Here is an 18,849-nt window from a genome sequence, read left to right as displayed (position 1 = left end):
ATGAGTGTAAGAATATTATTAGTCGATGATCACAAGATCATGAGAGATGGCATTAAAGCCATAATTACTGAATCAACTGAGTATGAAGTAGTCGCTGAAGCGTCTGATGGAGTAGAGGCATTAGAGTATCTGGATTCAAATAAAGTTGATATCGTAGTAGTGGATATCAATATGCCCAATCTTGATGGTGTGGAATGCACCAAGGCTATCAAGAATAAGGATTATGACACTAAGGTGCTCGCTATGAGCATGTATGTCGACGAGCAGCATATTGTAAATATGCTGAAGGCAGGGGCCAATGGGTATATTTCAAAGGACGCCGGGAGGCTGGTCTTACTTGAGGCACTTGACACGATTAGGAAAGGTGAAGCCTATCACGGAGCCGAAATCACCAAAGTGATCATGTCTGAGTTTTCAAAATCTAAGGAAGAGAAAATTAGGGCTAATCCAATTGGGTTTCTTACCAGTAGAGAACTCGATGTTCTTAAACTGATTGTTGAGGAGAAATCTAACTATGAAATAGCTGATGAGCTTCACATCAGTATCAGAACGGTTGACGCACATCGAAGAAACCTCCTTCAAAAAACCGGAGTTAAAAATGCTGTTGGACTCACCAAATTTGCTATTAAGCACGGTATCTAGTTTAACAGCTTCCTTTCAGAACAGATATCTAAGTATTTTGCCTAGATAAAATTTTGGTACCAATACCTATTGTCCACATAGCTGTTGATTTCTAGTTTTGGAACATAACAAATTAAAGATTTTGTTATGCCAAACTAATGATGATGTAATAAACATAAACGTAATCAACTCAGCTATGGACGGTATTATTGCAATTCCCAGAAATGAAGGCCTTAGCGCCTCAATGAATCATAAAAAGTTTCGAAACTATGTGATTAAGGGAACTTCACTGACCCCTTTCGTTGCTCTGGAGATGGTAAACCGTACTTTGTTGATTAAAGGTACATCGTGCCCTGAGAACCCAAATGACTTCTATTCCAAAGTGGACAAGCTTCTAGCGTACTATATCGCAGAAGGAAGAAACTCATTGTCAGTCAACTTTAGTTTTGACTACTTCAATACGGGTTCTGCGCGATGCCTGTATCAGTTGATGTCTCAGCTGAAAGAATATCAAGAAGAGGGGATGACAATAAATGTTAGTTGGTATTACAAAATCGATGATGAGGATATGTTACTGTCAGGAAAAAACTTTAGTAGTTATACGCAGTTGGAGTTGAAATTAGTACCTACCTCGCCAATAAAATATTAAAAACTTATAATATGTGAAAAGCCAGAGTCACTTGTAGTATTAAAAGAAGAAATTCAAGGTAAGCCGACCTAACCATTTTTACCCAACCTGACCCGGCAGGATTTTTTCAACCATTTTTTAATATACCAAGCATGACTTTGGTCATCACTTCAACCAAAGAAATTTAATCAGTTATACTAAACACTAAAATCATGAAAAAGCTAGGTTCACTTTTATTAGCAGTAATTTTTGCAAGTACAGTATTTACAAGTTGTGTTGATGCACAAGCAGATGAAATTTATGACAACATAGTACCAGAAAAAACTCACGACGGAGATGGTTCAACTCACCAAACTTCTGGCCCCGGTTGATTGAAGTTATTATTTTAAAAATCGACAAGAGACAACCCCTAAATCAGTATAACCCTAACTATCTTTAAGCCTGAAAATGAAAATATTTGTATATTTCATATTGGCATCCATCTTAGTTTCATGTGGTGATTTTGCAGATTTTGATGCAAAGTCCAACTATGAAGAAGCTCTTGGTCTATATAGAGATCAAGAGTACGAAAGAGCATTGATTAAACTAGAGCCCGTTTTTGGTCAAAACTCTGATGAAATATCATCTGAGTTATTGGCCAAATCGCTCTATTTGCGAGGTTTTATTTATTATCTCCGGAATAACGCGAAAGAAGCTTTTTCTGACTACTTGAGAGCGATGGAAATCGCCGATGACCTAGGAGATGGTAAGATGACGTCCAGATTAAATAATGAGATTGGCCAGATCTTTTTTGAAAAAGAGCTATTCGAGCAAAGTCTATCCCATTTTAAGCTTGCTCTAAGTCAAGCAGATGAAGCCACCACACAGGATAGAGCATATTACAATTTTGGTGTTGGCAAAAGTCTATTAAAGTTGAATAGATTTGAAGAGGCGATGGATTATTTTTTAGTGGCTGTTGATATTAACGAACAGCTAAGAAATAATGACGCACTAGCAGGTGACCATATGGAGCTAGGCGTATTGATGAGAAAGGTTGGTAACTATGATCAGGCCATTGAACATTATGAAAAAGTCATCAAAATTGCACCGCTTACATTCAAGTCAGATTTATACCTCTGGCTAGGCAATAATAATTTAGGTAACGTTTATCTTTCTAAACAAAACTTTGATAAGGCAGAAGAGTATCTTCAGAAGTCATTGTTGTATAAAAATACTGAGAATCAACTGTGGGTGACATACAACAATCTAGGTAAGGTGTATAATGCGAAAGGCGAATATGAGAAAGCGTGGAATTGCTTCAAAAAGAGCCTCGCTTATAATAGTCAGAAGGTCGAGATGAATGAACTAATCGTTACCAACAATGCATTGAAGAAAACATTCCTCAAATTGAACCAGCCGGATAGTCTATTACATTATACCATGCTGATCAATGATATGGCGTTACCAGCCGTGCAAACAAATCGTTGGCTTAAAGACGAGGAAGAAAAAATAGCTTTACTAACCAAATTTCAAGATTATCAGAAAGAAAAGGCAGAAAGGGATCAATATGCCAAAACATCTTGGCTCCTTGCTTTTATTGTGGCCTTTATTTTCTTCTCAGGAGTGCTAGCCATAAGACTTTGGAAAATATATAATTATAAATCCCCTCAAAAGGCTCATGCCTTAATCAAAAATTCGTCCGAAATGGTGTATCTATTAGATATGTTTAAAAGAGAGAAAGATGAAATAAAAAAGATGATGGATCAGAAATTCGGTGGAAGCTAAGTATTCAAGGATCGTTTTGCTGATAGGTCGGAATAATATTCCGTAAAAATGGAATTATTCCACTTAAAGTTTTGTTTGATGCTCATAATAGTCTCTTTGAGTATCATAACAAAACCCAAATTATGATGAAACTGATCCCCATCTCTCTACTCGCGCTAGGCATTTTTTTTGCGTCATGTTCTGATGACAACCCAGCACCTCAAACCTCTAATGCCAATCAGGATTTTTTAAGTACAATCACTCCACATGAGGAAACAGTCATAGAATTGACTCAGGCAGAAGCACTCGAGGCCTGGTCGAATCGAGAAGCAAGGCTGCTCTCCGTGATTAAACCCGAAACAGCTATTCGACGCTGGTGGAAAGCATTTACCATCAAACTAGAGGCAGACGGAGAGTATATCTACTCTACGATAGAAGACGATATCATCCCTGCGAATGGCACTTGGGCCTTTGCTCAGCCAACTGGCACCGATATCATTCTCTTCAATATAGATGAAGATGAAGGCGAATACTTTGAAAGATTTGCTGAGGTAACTTTCAAAACCACGGAGACTGGAGCCACGCGATTCGAACTCAAAATCAATGTGGGCGAATCTACTCGCTACTCCAGCACACTCATTGGAGAATGGATTTATATTTTTCAACTCTAGCGAAATTCTGAGAGGAAAGGGTAGGAGTTAATAAGGCTTCTGACCGACGAAATTGCCAGGCGGATTGTACTGACACACCCAGATGTCTAGCCCGTCGCATGTAGCCACACCACAACCGACTTCCGTGGTATTTTCCCAGACAATCTGGGTATAATGTCCACAAACTTCACCGTCCGTGCATGAGTTGTTGTCATAATCGTAATTGGCAATTTCACTTCCCCAGCTTTCCACTACTTGCGTGGGTTCGAAGGCGCCGGAAGTTCCTAGCCAAATATTTTCTCCAAATTCACTCCCTGAGTGCTGAAAATCGCAGTTGCTAGCCAGCTCATCTGCCCAGGCCTGAGCAGAGGTTTCCAATTCAGTCGACCAGGTGAGGTTAGCAATGCCTACGTCAGACCGATACTTGTTGTGATTGTCGAGTAGCTCCGTGACCACCGAGGGCTCAAGGCCTGCAGTCTCATCCGTGCCGTCATCATTATCATCTGATCCACAGGATGCGCCAATCACTAGACCGATTAAAGTCATTAAAAGAAATTGCTTTTTCATAGGGAGGGGTTTCATGCGCTAAACATATATAACAAGGTTCAATTTTTATTCACTTACCGAACAAAGCAAAAAAGGAGATTTACAAAATACTAAACCATAAATATCAACAGGAGAGTAAAGCTGAATGATTTCATAAGTAGTACCCTTCAATGAACATTTTACCTTTTAGTTAAGAAGATATTGGCCTAAATTTGCAATCGAAGGTCCCACCACTTACAATTTTGGAATTCTATTAACCTGTGAAGTCAAATTTTCTAATTTTATTGTTTTTGTTGCTGTTGATCAAGGGGACATACGCCCAAACTTTCGATGTTAAAATCTTTGAAGGCAGCAAGGGGGGGAAGCTCAGTGAAGTAGATAAAAATGTAAAGGAGTACAAAAAGGCTACTAAAGGGAACAAAGCTTTTCTCAAGTCACAGCGCAAGAAGTACAAGGCTCATAGAGACAGCATCAAAGCGGCGAGAGGGAAAAAGTCAAAAAAAGACAATCTGTCTCGTATTCAACGGATGCAAAGGCAGTATTTCATATATACCAATGAATGGCATGACGAAAGCGAAATTGCATCTTGGGATAGTACCAAACAACATTCTCAAAAGGAGCTGCTAGAATATTCCAAAAACAAACTCGAAGGCAATCACTACTATGATAAGTACATAGGAATGAATAACAAGATTGGCAACTATCACAAGGAACTCAAAGACTATAGTGACAGCCTCAAGACCACTGAAGACGACAAAGAGAAACGTGAGTATATGGTCGAGCTCAAAAAGAAAGAACTTTCCGAACGCTACGGAAGCGATCTGGAGCAGCGAGCTGCTGAAGAAGCCGAATCACAAGCAAATATCAATTTTCCGGGAAACAATCCTGAGCTGCAGCAAGTACTGCAATACAAGGATATGGCAGAGCAGGCCACACAAGTCAATCAATCCAAAGCTAAAGGAGTCAACTATTTTGAAGGCAAAGAGGAGCTGCTGGCAAAGGCCATGAGTCAAAGCAGTGAACTCAAACAGAAATACTCGAAAGTGGTCAATTCTAACGACCTGTCTACAGCCACCAAAAGAAGCTCTCTGGAAGGCACTAGTTTTTGGGGGCGCTTGGTCTTTGGCGGTACCTTTCAGATCCATATAGACAATCAATCATCCATTGACCTAAATCCCGAAATAGCCTATAGAATAAATAAAAAATGGGACGTAGGAATCGGTGGCAACTATCGCGTAAATGCCGCGGTAGAGGACCTGCTCGGTGCGATTCAGGATCAGAAGATTTATGGATATAGGATATTTACCGAGTACCAACTTTACAAGTCCTTCTATGGTCATGTGGAGTTTGAGTCGCTTGCCGCAAAACCCGTGGATGCAGCTGATGGCACTTCTGCTGTATGGAACAATAGCCTGCTGGCCGGGATAGAGCGTCGATTTAGTCTGGGTGATCGAGTAGAAGCGCAGATCTCTCTGCTATATAACTTCATGCACAAGAAAAATCCTCTGTACAATAGTCCCTTTAATGTGCGATTTGGTTTTAACTTTAAGGGCAAAGAAAAATAGTACACTGCATGAATTGCATAATCTATCCAGCCTAACCTTGACGAGCCCTCTGGCGCTCTTGTTTTAACAAATAGGAATTTAGACCAATAAACTGTAGATTATCTGATGCTTTCTTCTACACTTACTCAAAAATTTACTCATCTATTTAAGATTCTTGATTTTGATCATGATGGACTGCTACTGAAGCAAGACTTTGACAGCCTCGGTGAGAATGTGGCCATTTTCCGATGTCTAATGCCTCCATCAGAGATCGAAGATTTCATCACCAAACGGGGACAAGATTTTTGGGAACGCCTACAGCAGTTTCTGAGCAAGCAACAACCCAACAGATGTAATCTGGACAACTGGCTCAAGTACATGGAGGCTGTGGCGGTCACAGAAGAATTTGGGCCCTTTGAGGAAATAGCCCGACAGGCTGCCGAAGATATTTTCTATATCTACGACAAGGACAAAAACAATCTACTCTCTAAGCAGGAGTATATGTGCTTTTTTGTCTCGCTTCGTGTTGAGATCAAGTTTATAGATATTTGCTTCAAGCGACTGGACCGCAACGGTGATATGCAGTTGAGCAAAGAAGAACTAAGCGAAGCCATTCAGGAATTCTTTCAAAGTGTAGAAACTAAGAAACCCGGCAATCTCCTTTTTGGCAATCCGGAAAACTACCAGTTCGATACGCGTAAAAGCCTCTATACTAACGTCTAAGAGTACAGAGGCTAATCTTCAGTACCTACTCGTGAATAGTAAGTAGAGGTACTTTGATTTTCATCGCCACTTTTTTAGTTACACTGCTGTGTAATAGACCATCCCAGAACCCGTGATGCCTTGGAAACATGGCCAGCATGTCTAGTTTATGACTCTCCACAAAATCAAGAATGCCCTGTAGAGGTTTGGAACTATTGATCCACGCATAGGAGTGATCGATTCCTTTGAGTGACTCTACAAGTGCCATGCGTTCGCGAGCTTTGTCAATAATGTTTTGCTCGTCTGTATCAGACGAAATATTGAAAATCTTGATTTGAGCACCAGTCATTTTGGCAAAGAAGGCAAGAACTTCCAGCTTATTCATTTCTTCTATTTTGTTGAGGTCGGCGGCAAATCCAATCAATTTTACATCGAAGGATTCTACATTTTCTGGAATCATCAGAACTGGTACTTTGGCAAACCGGATCACATCTGAACTCATGCTGCCGATCAATTTTTCTATAGAATCATGACTGCCTTTGGTACCCATGACGATCAAACCTATATCATCTTTTTCCACACAGGTGTAAATGGCATCTTTGGTCGCAGAAACAAACTTTCGAGTGGTAAAATCCACACTTTTCAATCCAGGCACCTTTTCCTGCAGTTCATCGAATTGATCTTGTATTTGTTCTTCATACTCAGCCAGGATTGGCTGGATGATGGTGTCTGCGGCTACCACGTCAGCATGAGGGTAGGCCGGCATATGAAAAGCATTTACTACTTCGATACTTGCACGACAGGTTTTGGCAATACCAACCGCCATTTTTAATGCATTGATCGAGCAATTGGAAAAATCTACGGGTACTAATATTTTGTTGATTCGCATAACAGCTGGATTTGTTTATACTCAAACTTAGGATTCTCATGCAATAGTTTTATTGATGAATGGGAGCCGAAAAACTGATTTTTGTCATTTATTCCTAAATGCATTCTCCATTACCCTATGCCCCAGACTCTCTGGTATTGTGTGCTAACTGATCTCTTGCAATCCTTACAATTTGCGGGCTTATGTGCTATGATGCAGAGGCCAAGCTGACTCGATTGGACTTGTAACAACAACTTATAAAGCGAAGATCGAAATCGAGCATATTTGAGATTTCGAAAGTTGGGCATCCAACTAAAAGAGCTTTCATTAATCCAAACAAAACTTTTTTTGCAGTACCGCTTGAGTGTGGGCTCGATCATTGGCCTATTGTCTTCAATATCTGCTAGTTTTGCTGAAATTATAAGCAACTACAAATAATGCAAACTTTTGACTCGCTAGAACTAAAAAGGCCTCTATTAAATGCTATTGAGGAGCTGGGATTTGAAAGTCCCACTGAGATTCAGACAGGAGCATTTCCGGTAATACTTTCGGGCGAAGATGTAGTTGGGATTTCACAGACAGGTACTGGCAAGACTCTGGCTTACATGTTGCCGCTCTTACATCAAATTAAGTTTTCGAAGCAGCTTAATCCTCGCATTCTAATACTTGTACCTACCAGAGAACTGGTCGTGCAGGTGGTAGAGCAAATCCAATCTTATGCGACATACATAAGTTTACGGGTCCTGGGTGTATTCGGAGAGTCAAATATCAAATCCCAGAAGGCCGCTCTTTTAGAAGGCCAAGATGTTGTGGTTGCCACTCCAGGTCGATTATATGATCTTTTGGTCAATCGAGCTTTGCAACCGAGAGAACTTAACAAATTAGTCATCGATGAGGTCGATGTCATGCTAGATTTGGGTTTTAGACCCCAATTGATTAATATTTTCGAACTACTGCCTGAGCGAAGACAGAATATCATGTTTTCTGCGACGATGACAGATGAAGTCGATGCGATGATAGATGACTTCTTTACTAATCCCAGAAAAATAGCTGTGGCACTGAGTGGAACTCCTTTGGATAATATTCATCAAAGTGCTTATTCGGTTAAGAACTTCCTTACCAAAGTTCGCCTTTTAGTTCATTTGCTGATAAACAAAGATGAATATCGTAAAGTCCTTGTGTTTATTTCTAACAAGAAATTGGCGGATAGGCTTTTCGACGCGTTGGAAGATGAATTGGGGAGCGAAGTGTGCATTATCCATTCTAATAAGTCTCAAAACTTTCGATTGAGAGCTGTTGAGGAGTTTGACCAAGGTCAAAAGAGAATTTTGGTGGCGACAGATGTTATTGCTAGAGGGCTAGACTTAGACAAGGTTTCTCATGTGATCAACTTTGATGTGCCTGATTATCCTGAAAACTATATGCATCGTATTGGTCGTACTGGTAGGGCAGAGGAAATAGGCAAGACCATGTTGTTTTTTACTGAAAAGGAAGAGCCTAAAAAAGAGGCTATCGAGGAGCTAATGAATATGAAAGTTCCACTACTTGAGTTTCCAGTAGAGGTAGAAATTACTAATGAATTGATACCGGAAGAACGCATCAGAATCAAGGAGAGCAACTACAACAGAAATACGAAACTCAAGCCAATCAAAACTGAAAACGCTGAAAAGAAAGAGAAGAATACTAAAGTAAACCTTGGTGGATCCTATAAAAGAAAACTTGCGTCAAAGCACAAAAAACCTAAGACCAGAGGAGATAAGAATCAAAATCGAAAGAAAAAATAGTCGTTTTCCATTTCGATATTTGATAGTTGAAAATGATTGATCACAGTTTGGTTGAGGCAGTCTTTTGTGATTCTTTAAACGGAAGGCTCTGACTCATCATATTTCTTTATAACAATCACTTGAGAGGGAAATATGTTAGTTCAATAATACGAATGCACCCCAGTAATAAGGTTCGGTAAACTCTTGTCTGAGTTTCTTCTGTGCTGAGATAAAGGCTGCATTTTTGCTCTTGCCGCTGGCCCACTCACTATAGAAATAAGTCATCAGGCTTTTTGTAGCTTCATCACTGACTTTCCAGAGACTCATAATTACTGATTGTGCTCCGGCTACCTGAAAAGCTCTCTGCAATCCATATACACCTTCACCTGACTTGATTTCACCCAATCCAGTTTCGCAAGCGCTGAGTACCACCAAGTCGGTATCTTTTAAATCAAGTGTGAGCACCTCATAAGCGGTAAGTATTCCATTGTCTGCCGATTTGATTTCGGTAGTGCTTTCATACCCTGAGGAAGACATTGCCTGTTCAGCATTTGACAGCATTAGTCCCGATCTAAGAAGAGGGTTGGATTTGGCTTGGTTTACGTCGATCCCTAGCACAGTCTCTTGATTAGCATGACTCTCTTGTAAGAAAAAGCCATGCGTGGCTACGTGCAACAGAGTAGGTGAAGCAATTCTTTTAAAATTGGTCTCTGTAGCCATTGTAGAGGTATAAGTTTTCACTGCAAACCCATTGGATTTTGTGATCTGACTGACAGCATCTATTTCAGCTTTAGTACCAGGCAAAGGGCTCAAAAGACCTTTGTTTCCATAGTCAGGAAAACCAAAAAAGTCAGCTTTTTTCACTGCAGAGAGCTTTTGCTTTTTAATCACCAAATCTCGTGTGCTGGTATATAAATGAAAGTCCATTCCATCAGATATATAGCTGTTGTCTGATTTGAGTAAAGCACTAATGTTGACCTGAAAATATACACCATCTAATGAGAGGTGCACGTTTTTGACACCGCCCAATTTCCTATCTACCTTTTCCCAGAATTTTTCATACAAGATAGGATTGTTTACTTTGAGCCTTACCATATTTTGGTATCCCTTGGCATATTTTCCGTCCAGATCGTTTCCATTTTCAATGAGTGCAAGTGATGGATGTTGAGCATTGGGATCTGCGACCAAAAAAGCATACATTTTTTCCTCAGTAAAACTATTTTGAAATTTTGGAAAACCGATAATTTCGATAGCGACATCGGTCTGAGGTAGCACTGCCTTTACTTCATCCAATGTGGTTGTGGGTAGTTGACTGGCAGCTGCAAAATCTGTGGACTGTCTGCTGAGCTCCTTTTCCAACTGATTGGCTTTTGCCTCCTCAGTGTTTAGGTCAATCCCAAGATCAGAGCGTTGGCTTTTTGAATAGGTGTAGTAGAGCAGTAAATCTTCTTTCGCTTGTTTCCACTCCAGATACAGTGACTTGAGGGATTCATTATCACTATTCAGTATTTGCTCTCTAATTTTCGATGAGGCACTAAATAGTATTCCTTTAGTCTTTAGCTGTATGTTGTACATAGCTGTGAGCAGGGAGGGGTCCTCTTGATGGCGGCTTGTAGCATAGTTGTAAAATTTCAAAATGGAAGGCCTGATTTTTGCCCAATACTGACCTTTTTCATGCTCACTCATGGCGGCGAAATTATTCTCAACGAGCTCCATATTGCTGGCGATTACTTTCTCAAATTTGGCATTTGCCTGATCGTATTCACCCACTTTCCAGTGGATAACCGCGAGATCTTCCAGGGATTGTAGATAATCCGGATGATACGCCCCAAAATCCTGTAAGTAAGAGTCGTTTACCTCCTGAATGATAGTTTGGGCTATTTGAAAATCGCCACGGTAGATATGGTATTTGCCGAGGTTATGTTTCGTTTTAATATAGGCTGGATGACTCTTGTTATACTTTTTCTCAAATATACGAAGCGCATCATCCAAGAGCGACTGCACTTGATTGACCTCACCAGTTTCCATAAGCACACTAGCCAGATAATTTTCCACATTGGCATAATCTGTTTGATTCCGAGCCATACGTTTTCTTTTGAGCTCAAGTACTTCGTTGAACAGTTCGCTGGCTTGCTGGTATTCACTGCTACTATAGAGAATCAGCCCTTGATTGATTTTAAAACTTATGTTGTCTCTCCCTTTAGCTCTGAGCTCGTCGCCTGCCATGGTCATTGCCTTGCCTATATATGATTGTGCTTTCTCATTTTGTCCTACCTCATTATAGAATAGCGAGAGGTTGCTGGTCAGGATGGCATGTGAGAGCGAATTTTCTTTGTCCTGAGAGATTAGCAGAGATTGAGCTTTTGAAAAGTAGTCTTCCGCCTCTGTATATTTTCCTTGCGATTGCGAGATCACCGCGAGGTTATTATAGAGAGAGGCCAGCGCACCAGATGCTTCACCTATTTCTTCTTTAAAGTATTCAATGGTTTCCAGAATCAGCCCTTCAGACAAATTGTACTTTCCTTCGGCATGCACCATGATGGAAATATTAGCCATTGTCTTGCCTACTGCATATTTTTCTTCGATGCTAAGTGTGTCCATGTCCAAGGCTTCACTAATGTGAAAACCGTCACCTAGTGTTAGCTTGCTAAAACTGTTGTCGTTGGTAAATAGCGCCACAGCCTCCATAAAGCTGAAGGTGGCTATTTCTGGATTGATGTAAATGGAGAACTCCGCCTTGCGATTCAGCTCAAATATTTGCTCATATATTTCAAATTCTAGAGGCTCATCGGACTCGTTGTCATAGTCTGCTCCCAAAGTATATAGGAAACTTTCCTGACTGTCTCGGTTGGCAAAAAAAGAGGCTCGATTCCCTTGCGAGAATATATAGTTATAAAATGAAGTGTCTTTTTGCAGTTGTTCGGCTCGTAGTTTTTGAACCTGATTCTCTGTACCCAACAAATCTTTGGCTGCTTCGAGGCGATCTTTGTCTACCAGATCGTTGAGCTTTAATTTGCCAAGTTTGAATTGTGCCTGAATGGTGGTTGATAATAGAACGGATAGGAGGATACTGGCTACTGCTGACTTCATGGGGTAAGAATATTTAACGTTGAAGTTAAGCACTTTTTACTTTTTGTCTATAATGAATACTTTAAATCCCCTTCATATGATCGAAGAAGGAATATTATTCAGTATCTGATCTAGGTGAAGTTTTCTTAGAGAGTTTGCTTTCATAGCTACTACGACTCAATACCTGATTCATCATCTTTATCACTTCATCGATTTCTATGGAAGTATTATTGATATGCTTTAGCATTTCAGGAAGTTCCTTTTCGTCAAATAGTCTTTTGTTGAGTAAAAGACTGGTTAACCCTAGAAGTCTTGACAAGGGGCCACGAAGTTCATGAGAAGTCTGAAAAGCATATTCTTCCAGGTCTTGCAGGAGTAATTTACGCTCCTGATCCTGCTTGCTTTTTTCAGTGATATCAAGTTTGTTGAGCCAAATCCAGCTGATGCGGTTGTCTTCAATATGAGAAGTGATTTGGTTTATAAACCAGTATTCGCTACCTAGAATTGATTCCTTAAGCACCTTGCCACTTAGGCTGTAATTGCGATCCAAGTAGGCTTCAAGCAACATTCGAGTAGAGTTGTCATCATCCATGATGAAGGCAAGGGTATTCCCAATAAGAGATTCTGGAACATTATTTAGATACAATTGGCCAAAGACATGATTGCATTCTACTAGTTTCAGATTTTCAAACAGATGGGTCATTTGTTTTTCTTTAGCCCAAGTAGCATTCATTGGAGGCTTTAGACTAAATCGTGCTATACCTTCAAAGCTATTAGTGAAAAGCATTCGATATTTCTCTTCACTTTCCCTCAGTTTATGAGCTATGCCCATCAGCTCGTTCTGTTTTTGTCTTAAATCTGCTGTACGCTCAAATACGACTTCTTCCAAATTTACAGTGAGTTTATCCAGTTGAATGTTGTTGTTGGCCAGCTGAGCATTAGACTTTTCGTATATATAGATCAGATAACCAATGATAAGGTTGAAGATGGCCCAGTAGTATATGGAGGTCAAATAGGTGTATTGATTTTGAAGAAAAACCTCAGATAATTCCTTGTTAGAATCAAAATAAAGTAGATAGGGCTGCTGGTAGAAAATAGCGACTAGACTAAAAAGCATCAGTGAGGTAAATGCCACGGCTTCCTTTTTATAGGAGAAAAGAATTTGTGATACAATTGAGAAACCGATAATGCTAAGGTCAAAATGAAAATAGTAGTCTGTTGAAGTACCTTGTATAACAGGATCGAGTACCAGCCAGAATGCAGCCCAGGACAATAGATATAACCATCTACTCAAATAAAATAGTCCAACTCTGTTTATCAAATAACATGTGATAGAAGCAGCGGCAAACATCAAACGTGTGAACTGATCAAAGTTCAATTCATTTATTGGTTTCAAATATTCTTTGTAATCCAACAGATAGGATAGTAATATGATGGCAGGGACTACAAGAAAGATTACATTGGCCAGAATGATTCTTTCTTTGGAGGTAGAATCTTTTTTCTGACCAAGTCCAGCCATAAAAAGGGTCTCAATGAGTCGATAGTCGGCCAATTAAAGGTTGATTAGAGCGTTTGATTGCTATTTTATATTTGATGCTTAAACTTGATGCTATCAGGTTATAGGCCCAAAAATCTTGTTACAAAAGTATGAAAATACTTTAGAAAAATAATAATAATATGACTCACTTCAAATGACCCTTATGGATAAGAGCCTGAATATTGAATCAAAATTCATTTTTCAGTCTTATTAGACAATTCAGCAAGGGCAAGAGTTTTGCATGAGGAGCTTCATCATCAAACTGGTGCCTGAAGGATTTCTGATCTGTATTAATGATAAGCTCAGAATGCCTGGCGCCGTCGTACGTGCGCTTATTTGTCGGTGATTGCAGTATAGGCACCGAATCCAATACGATAGACGACAAGTCTGAAATCACTGACTTCCATTGCCTTCTAGATGATTTTAAACTAGATGTTATCTCTGTTTCTCCGCGTTGTTTTTTTTCGAATATCAGACTATCAGCATTGATCATTATTTTTTCGAAATACCCTCTGGAAAGCGTTTGAAATTCAATGCTCAAGATTTCTTTGTTTTGGGCAGATGTTGAATTACACGACAAAAAAATTATTAAGAGAATAAAACCATATTTCATAAGGCAAAAACTATTGTTGGTATCCGATTCTTTTAAGTCAGTAATCTAATTAAAAACTAAAATAGCACCGAGTGAAAACCCGGTGCTATCTGATTAATTAACCTTAAATTTTTACTAAAATCAGAATTTTTGATAAGCTTAAAATCGCTCTATTTTTTTATAAACCTTGAGTTTAGAGTAGTCTTTTCAGTAAGAATAGAAAGGATGTACACCCCTGTATTCAAAGATGAGACATCCAGAGCTCCATCTGTCAACACAGTTTCGCCTACCTGTAAACCGCTCACAGTAAGGATTCTAATAGAAATAAGATCCGCCGGAGCATTTACGTATAACATTTGGCTGGTCGGATTTGGAAATACTCTAGGTTCACTAGAAGGAACAAACCGCTCAACGGCAGATGCATTTCTGGCAGATGATCCATTGATACAGAAGTTAGTAGCTTCAGTACTGTTGAAATCACCACCTGAAGCTAATAAGTTGCTATTGGCGTCTTCCAAGGTATACGAACCATTGCCGTACGAGCAGCAGATACCGTCACCATAGGTGTCATTGATGGTGAAAGTATAGCAACCATCTGAAAGACAACTGGTGTCAATTTTCGTAACATTTGCATCACTATTTGCATCGTATGAACCACCTGACATCACAGTGCTACCAAGATCGTTTGTGACTGACCAGCTGGTCTCTGCTGGATAATCATCTAGGGTCAAAGTCAAGGTGACATCTGTACATCCACCAGTGGTGCCAGATGATATGTTCAACTTGTCTATGGCCATATCGCTTCTATAGCTGGTACTGGTAGTCGCTACGAATCTAAGGGATACCGTGCCTCCGGTATAAGACACAAGATCGATATTAGCTGCAGACCATGTATTACCCTGGTTACCAGATAGTGACCATAGTGAGTTCCACGTACTGCCATCTATACTAGCTTGAAGATCCAAAGTACCCATGGATGATCCATACATATGATAGGAAAATGAGAAAGTTGAGGTAGTCTCTGAAGTCAAATCAATACATGGACTGGTAATGATGCCGACCTTGTTAGGAAAGCCCGTTCCATTTCCGGAGGACTCTATATATAGATAGTTAGACCCTTCGGTAGCGGATGAAGGTCCTGTACTACTGGAAGGCGTACCACCTGCATCTACAGTCCAATCTATGTCGTCAGCCGAGCTTTGTGACCAGGCGCCAATTCCACTTTCAAATCCCTCTGCATATGGGAATGAAGAGATACCGCCTACGCAACCACTTGGAGGATCAAGAGTGGTTACACTAGTACTTCCTTGGGCAGATTCATTTCCAGCATCATCTGATGCACTGACTCCGACGCTGTAATTTGTGCTCGCTGTTAGACCTGTAAACGAGTACGAGGTGCCAGAGACGGTGCCTTGAAGATTTCCATCCAAGTAAACATCGTATCCAGCAACACCTACATTGTCCGTAGAGGCTCCCCAGGATAGATCAAAGGAAGTCTCTGCAATGTTGGATGCAGACAAGCTCGATGGTACGCTTGGTGCCTCTGTATCAAGTACAGCACTTTGAATATTGACAGTATAATCCTCAACTTCGCCGTAGTCAAAAGATTCACAGCTGGTAGGAATACCGTTATATTTCATAGATACGCGCATGCGTGTGTTGCCTGTAGCAGCTGAGGCAGGTACTGTAAATCCACCACTCACAGGAGTAGTTTGGGATGCAGCTAGACTCCATACTTGCTCATCTGAGTCCCCAAAATCTCCATCCTGATTATAATCTATCCAAACTGAATAGCCTTCATTATATACTGTACCTGTCCAGGTGGGAGTGATGGTAATCGACTGCACATCACCTTTAGTAATGGTAGTGGATATCGCCGTATGATCGCTGTATCCTCCAGATCCTGCATTAGTGCTATTGTCTATGCTACCTAATTGAACACGACCGATGTATTCATCACTCGTATTGTTGCCATTGGAAGCACAATAGTTGAGTTGAACCTCCGTCGTAGTAAATACCACAGAGCTACTATAAGAGGAGTTGGTAGAAGTACACTCACTTCTAACCTGTGCCTCGTATTCGGTCAGTGCGGTTAGACCAGACAACGACGAATTGTTGCTTGCTGCCGAAGCAGTAGTCCAGGTCGCAGTACCTGTTGCTCTATACCTCATTCCATATGATGCACCAGCTACAGCTGTCCATGCAAGATCAGCAGTCGTAGAGCCTATATTGCTAGCCGCCAGTCCTGATGGAGTAGTTGCATTACATGCTATTGCTCCCTCGATAGAGAAATTAGTATTAGAAATATCGTAGAAGATATTATCTGCGGCTTCTACCATTACACGGCAGTTGCTTGATACATTATTTGGAACAGTCACATTGGCAGAACCGTCATTTGCAGTATTCGAAAGTAATGTAATCGGATACGTGAATCCTCCGTCTGTAGACAACAGAATATTGACATTCGAACAATTGATTGGGGATGAATTGGTAGAACCAACATTCCAGGTAACTGTTTCTGTTTGACCCACATTCCATGTGACAGCTGTATTAGGGGCTGACATGGTGAAGGGGGTTACGTTTACCACGGTGACAGACATCAAATCGTCATCGGTTTGTCCTCCACCAGCTTTATTGTCTCTGACGGTAAGAGCAAACTCCATGCTTCTGGCAACAGAGGGAACGACTTCCCATGTAGGAGTGAGGTTGCCGCTTACCACGTCTGAAATTTGTGGCATATATCTGTCAGGAGAAGTAGTGCCTTCTTTAGATCTAAACATAGGCCCGGAGGTTCTGGTAGAAGACGGTGCTGAGTTTGAATTAGGGTTTTCCGGATCATTTTGTTCCCAGGTATAGGTAAGGGCATCACCATCAGGATCAGATCCTTGTCCTCTCAAAACAAAGGCGGTTGATTTAGGGATTGAGTAGTTAGAACCAGCATTGGCTGATGGTGGATTGTTGGATAGATTTACCACCTGAGCACATGAAGAGCTCGTTCCGGTTTGAACATTTGAGGAGATGTCCCTGATATTCACGTAGTTGAAGTATGCGTCACTATTGTTTTGCACGTTGGCAGAACAAATTCCCGCATAACCCATGATAGAGCTACCGCTACCTGGCTCCACTTCAGTGGCACCGCTTCCGCTTCTGCAGCTCGAGTTGCTTTGCACATGGTATCCACCAAATTGATGACCAATCTCGTGTGCTACATAATCGATGTCAAATGCATCGCCGGTAGGATCTGACCGGCCAGTGTATCCGCTTCCTTTGCTGCCGCTGGTACATACACAACCAATACATCCCGCATTTCCACCACCAGTTGTGTTGAAATTGTGGCCAATGTCATAATTGCCATCTCCAATAGCTGCGTCGATTACTTGCTGAGTTTTGTTGTTGTACTCATTGGTCCAGGGATCAGCATTCGTACTACCATAGTAGATAATCGCATCATTGGTAGGTACTAGCTCCATGGTAATTGCGAGATCTCTCTCGTAGACACCATTGACTCGAGTCATTGTAATATTCATCTGAGCCAAAATATTCGCTTTCTTTTGAGCATCTGTGCCACTGCCAGCGAATATGTTTCCGTATTCTGCGGTACAAGACATAGCCAATCGGTATTTTCTCAGCTTCTTGTCATCGGTTCTTTGAGCGCTGCTTCGTCCGTCACTCATCAGGGATGGCAGATCCACTTCCTGATCCGTCATGCATTGAAACTCCGAAACCATATTGTCGATATTCTTTCTAGCGTAGACTTTATAAGTCTTTAGATCTTCTGTATATGGGTCGATGTAGCTTAGTCCTTGTGTGCCAGATAGAATCATACCATGAAATCCCTTCTGATCCGACAAGCTAAATCTAATGGTGGCACTTGGGTCATCGACTCCTTGTCCAGCGTACGATTTGATATCTGGATATTTGGCAGCCAGATCAGGATGCATTACAGAAGCCTCAGTTACACGAAACGACTCAATACGGCCGTTGGCGGTAGGAAAACTAATGATATGGTTGGTACGACCATTGGAGGCATCCCTGCTTTGAACCTGTAATAAGTTTTGCTTCAAAGAGTGGATATCCAGATCGTAAACTTCAGATTCCTGGGTAATTACCCTGGAATTGAGCGTGGGGCCTCCAGGACTACTGGCGGTCCAGCTGTTGTTTTTAGTTTGGGCATAGCCCAGGCTAAAAACCAGTGGAAGAAATAGCGTTAGTAAAGCTTTTTTCATCTTAATTGGGTTTAGATAAATTAGAATATTTAGTTAGTATGTTGTTGTGAGTAAAGAAGCAATCAGGCCCTGTTGGACTCAAGTTTTCTAACCACTAACCAGACGTTTTCTGGTCAGCACAATTGTTTGAATTGAGTATAAGTATCAGATACCTTTGAATCAGCATGGACGCATGTGTCCTGTGATTTAGTTTTCCCTGATCAGGGAGAAACAACAATAAAATGTGTGAGTTGAGGGTCTAAACGACCCATTCTTGGCTACAATAAATTTCTAATTGATAGTTCTGAAGTGGATCGCTGAATAAAATTGGGTTGAGTTGCGTAGTCATCTTTTTCTCAATGTTGCTCGGTGATAAATGAC

At 40.7% G+C, this 18,849-nt stretch carries 14 protein-coding genes; 8 read left to right on the top strand and 6 right to left on the bottom strand.

Translation table 11 applies throughout. The features are described 5' to 3' along the window. From ABJF11_RS12145 to ABJF11_RS12125, 5 genes are all read left to right on the top strand, one after another. The gene (locus ABJF11_RS12145) at window positions 1-642 is read left to right on the top strand and encodes a response regulator transcription factor (protein WP_348120129.1); all 642 of its coding nucleotides are present in this window, start codon (window positions 1-3) and stop codon (window positions 640-642) included. Between the two features lie 175 nt (window positions 643-817). Continuing rightward, window positions 818-1,270, top strand: a complete 453-nt coding sequence (locus tag ABJF11_RS12140) for a DUF1987 domain-containing protein (protein WP_348120128.1) — start codon at window positions 818-820, stop codon at window positions 1,268-1,270. A gap of 191 nt (window positions 1,271-1,461) precedes the next feature. Further along, a complete protein-coding gene (locus ABJF11_RS12135) occupies window positions 1,462-1,620 on the top strand; it encodes a hypothetical protein (RefSeq protein WP_348120127.1) in 159 nt (52 codons plus the stop codon). Between the two features lie 76 nt (window positions 1,621-1,696). Further along, complete coding sequence (locus ABJF11_RS12130) at window positions 1,697-3,013, top strand: tetratricopeptide repeat protein (protein WP_348120126.1); 1,317 nt, start codon at window positions 1,697-1,699, stop codon at window positions 3,011-3,013. 122 nt (window positions 3,014-3,135) lie between these two features. Continuing rightward, window positions 3,136-3,663 carry a hypothetical protein gene (locus tag ABJF11_RS12125; RefSeq protein ID WP_348120125.1) on the top strand — a complete coding sequence of 176 codons (528 nt, stop codon included), beginning with the start codon at window positions 3,136-3,138 and terminating at the stop codon, window positions 3,661-3,663. A 27-nt stretch (window positions 3,664-3,690) separates the two neighbouring features. Here the strand turns inward: ABJF11_RS12125 and ABJF11_RS12120 are convergent, their stop codons facing one another. After that, window positions 3,691-4,209 (bottom strand): pathogenesis-related family 1 protein, encoded by a 519-nt coding sequence (locus tag ABJF11_RS12120; protein WP_348120124.1) that lies wholly within the window; start codon window positions 4,207-4,209, stop codon window positions 3,691-3,693. A gap of 272 nt (window positions 4,210-4,481) precedes the next feature. Between ABJF11_RS12120 and ABJF11_RS12115 the strand changes: the two genes are divergently transcribed. Both ABJF11_RS12115 and ABJF11_RS12110 read left to right on the top strand, forming a co-directional pair. After that, window positions 4,482-5,753 carry a hypothetical protein gene (locus ABJF11_RS12115; protein WP_348120123.1) on the top strand — a complete coding sequence of 424 codons (1,272 nt, stop codon included), beginning with the start codon at window positions 4,482-4,484 and terminating at the stop codon, window positions 5,751-5,753. A gap of 105 nt (window positions 5,754-5,858) precedes the next feature. Further along, window positions 5,859-6,455, top strand: a complete 597-nt coding sequence (locus tag ABJF11_RS12110) for a hypothetical protein (RefSeq protein ID WP_348120122.1) — start codon at window positions 5,859-5,861, stop codon at window positions 6,453-6,455. A 25-nt stretch (window positions 6,456-6,480) separates the two neighbouring features. Here the strand turns inward: ABJF11_RS12110 and ABJF11_RS12105 are convergent, their stop codons facing one another. Further along, window positions 6,481-7,323, bottom strand: a complete 843-nt coding sequence (locus ABJF11_RS12105; protein WP_348120121.1) for a universal stress protein — start codon at window positions 7,321-7,323, stop codon at window positions 6,481-6,483. Between the two features lie 416 nt (window positions 7,324-7,739). Between ABJF11_RS12105 and ABJF11_RS12100 the strand changes: the two genes are divergently transcribed. Then, window positions 7,740-9,086: a DEAD/DEAH box helicase gene (locus ABJF11_RS12100; protein ID WP_348120120.1), complete on the top strand. Its 1,347-nt coding sequence runs from the start codon at window positions 7,740-7,742 to the stop codon at window positions 9,084-9,086. Between the two features lie 135 nt (window positions 9,087-9,221). Here ABJF11_RS12100 and ABJF11_RS12095 read toward each other — a convergent pair whose 3' ends face one another. From ABJF11_RS12095 to ABJF11_RS12080, 4 genes are all read right to left on the bottom strand, one after another. After that, entirely contained in the window at window positions 9,222-12,155 is a 2,934-nt protein-coding gene (locus ABJF11_RS12095; RefSeq protein WP_348120119.1) for a CHAT domain-containing protein, read from the bottom strand. Between the two features lie 94 nt (window positions 12,156-12,249). Next, window positions 12,250-13,686 carry a hypothetical protein gene (locus ABJF11_RS12090; RefSeq protein ID WP_348120118.1) on the bottom strand — a complete coding sequence of 479 codons (1,437 nt, stop codon included), beginning with the start codon at window positions 13,684-13,686 and terminating at the stop codon, window positions 12,250-12,252. Between the two features lie 172 nt (window positions 13,687-13,858). Further along, on the bottom strand, window positions 13,859-14,212 hold the full coding sequence (locus tag ABJF11_RS12085; protein ID WP_348120117.1) for a hypothetical protein: 354 nt from the start codon (window positions 14,210-14,212) through the stop codon (window positions 13,859-13,861). Window positions 14,213-14,433: 221 nt separating this feature from the next. After that, entirely contained in the window at window positions 14,434-18,489 is a 4,056-nt protein-coding gene (locus tag ABJF11_RS12080; protein WP_348120116.1) for a reprolysin-like metallopeptidase, read from the bottom strand. Between the last annotated feature and the right edge of the window lie 360 nt (window positions 18,490-18,849).

This window comes from Reichenbachiella sp. (genome assembly GCF_039941815.1).
Taxonomy (GTDB): domain Bacteria; phylum Bacteroidota; class Bacteroidia; order Cytophagales; family Cyclobacteriaceae; genus Reichenbachiella.
This window is presented reverse-complemented; position numbering and strand designations above follow the sequence as displayed.

What these genes read in the sequence shown, in the direction of transcription:
- ABJF11_RS12145 (WP_348120129.1), top strand. Translation starts at nt 1, where the DNA reads ATGAGTGTAAGAATATTATTAGTCGATGATCACAAGATCATGAGAGAT.
- ABJF11_RS12140 (WP_348120128.1), top strand. Translation starts at nt 818, where the DNA reads ATGGACGGTATTATTGCAATTCCCAGAAATGAAGGCCTTAGCGCCTCA.
- ABJF11_RS12135 (WP_348120127.1), top strand. Translation starts at nt 1,462, where the DNA reads ATGAAAAAGCTAGGTTCACTTTTATTAGCAGTAATTTTTGCAAGTACA.
- ABJF11_RS12130 (WP_348120126.1), top strand. Translation starts at nt 1,697, where the DNA reads ATGAAAATATTTGTATATTTCATATTGGCATCCATCTTAGTTTCATGT.
- ABJF11_RS12125 (WP_348120125.1), top strand. Translation starts at nt 3,136, where the DNA reads ATGATGAAACTGATCCCCATCTCTCTACTCGCGCTAGGCATTTTTTTT.
- ABJF11_RS12120 (WP_348120124.1), bottom strand. Translation starts at nt 4,209, where the DNA reads ATGAAAAAGCAATTTCTTTTAATGACTTTAATCGGTCTAGTGATTGGC.
- ABJF11_RS12110 (WP_348120122.1), top strand. Translation starts at nt 5,859, where the DNA reads ATGCTTTCTTCTACACTTACTCAAAAATTTACTCATCTATTTAAGATT.
- ABJF11_RS12105 (WP_348120121.1), bottom strand. Translation starts at nt 7,323, where the DNA reads ATGCGAATCAACAAAATATTAGTACCCGTAGATTTTTCCAATTGCTCG.
- ABJF11_RS12100 (WP_348120120.1), top strand. Translation starts at nt 7,740, where the DNA reads ATGCAAACTTTTGACTCGCTAGAACTAAAAAGGCCTCTATTAAATGCT.
- ABJF11_RS12095 (WP_348120119.1), bottom strand. Translation starts at nt 12,155, where the DNA reads ATGAAGTCAGCAGTAGCCAGTATCCTCCTATCCGTTCTATTATCAACC.
- ABJF11_RS12080 (WP_348120116.1), bottom strand. Translation starts at nt 18,489, where the DNA reads ATGAAAAAAGCTTTACTAACGCTATTTCTTCCACTGGTTTTTAGCCTG.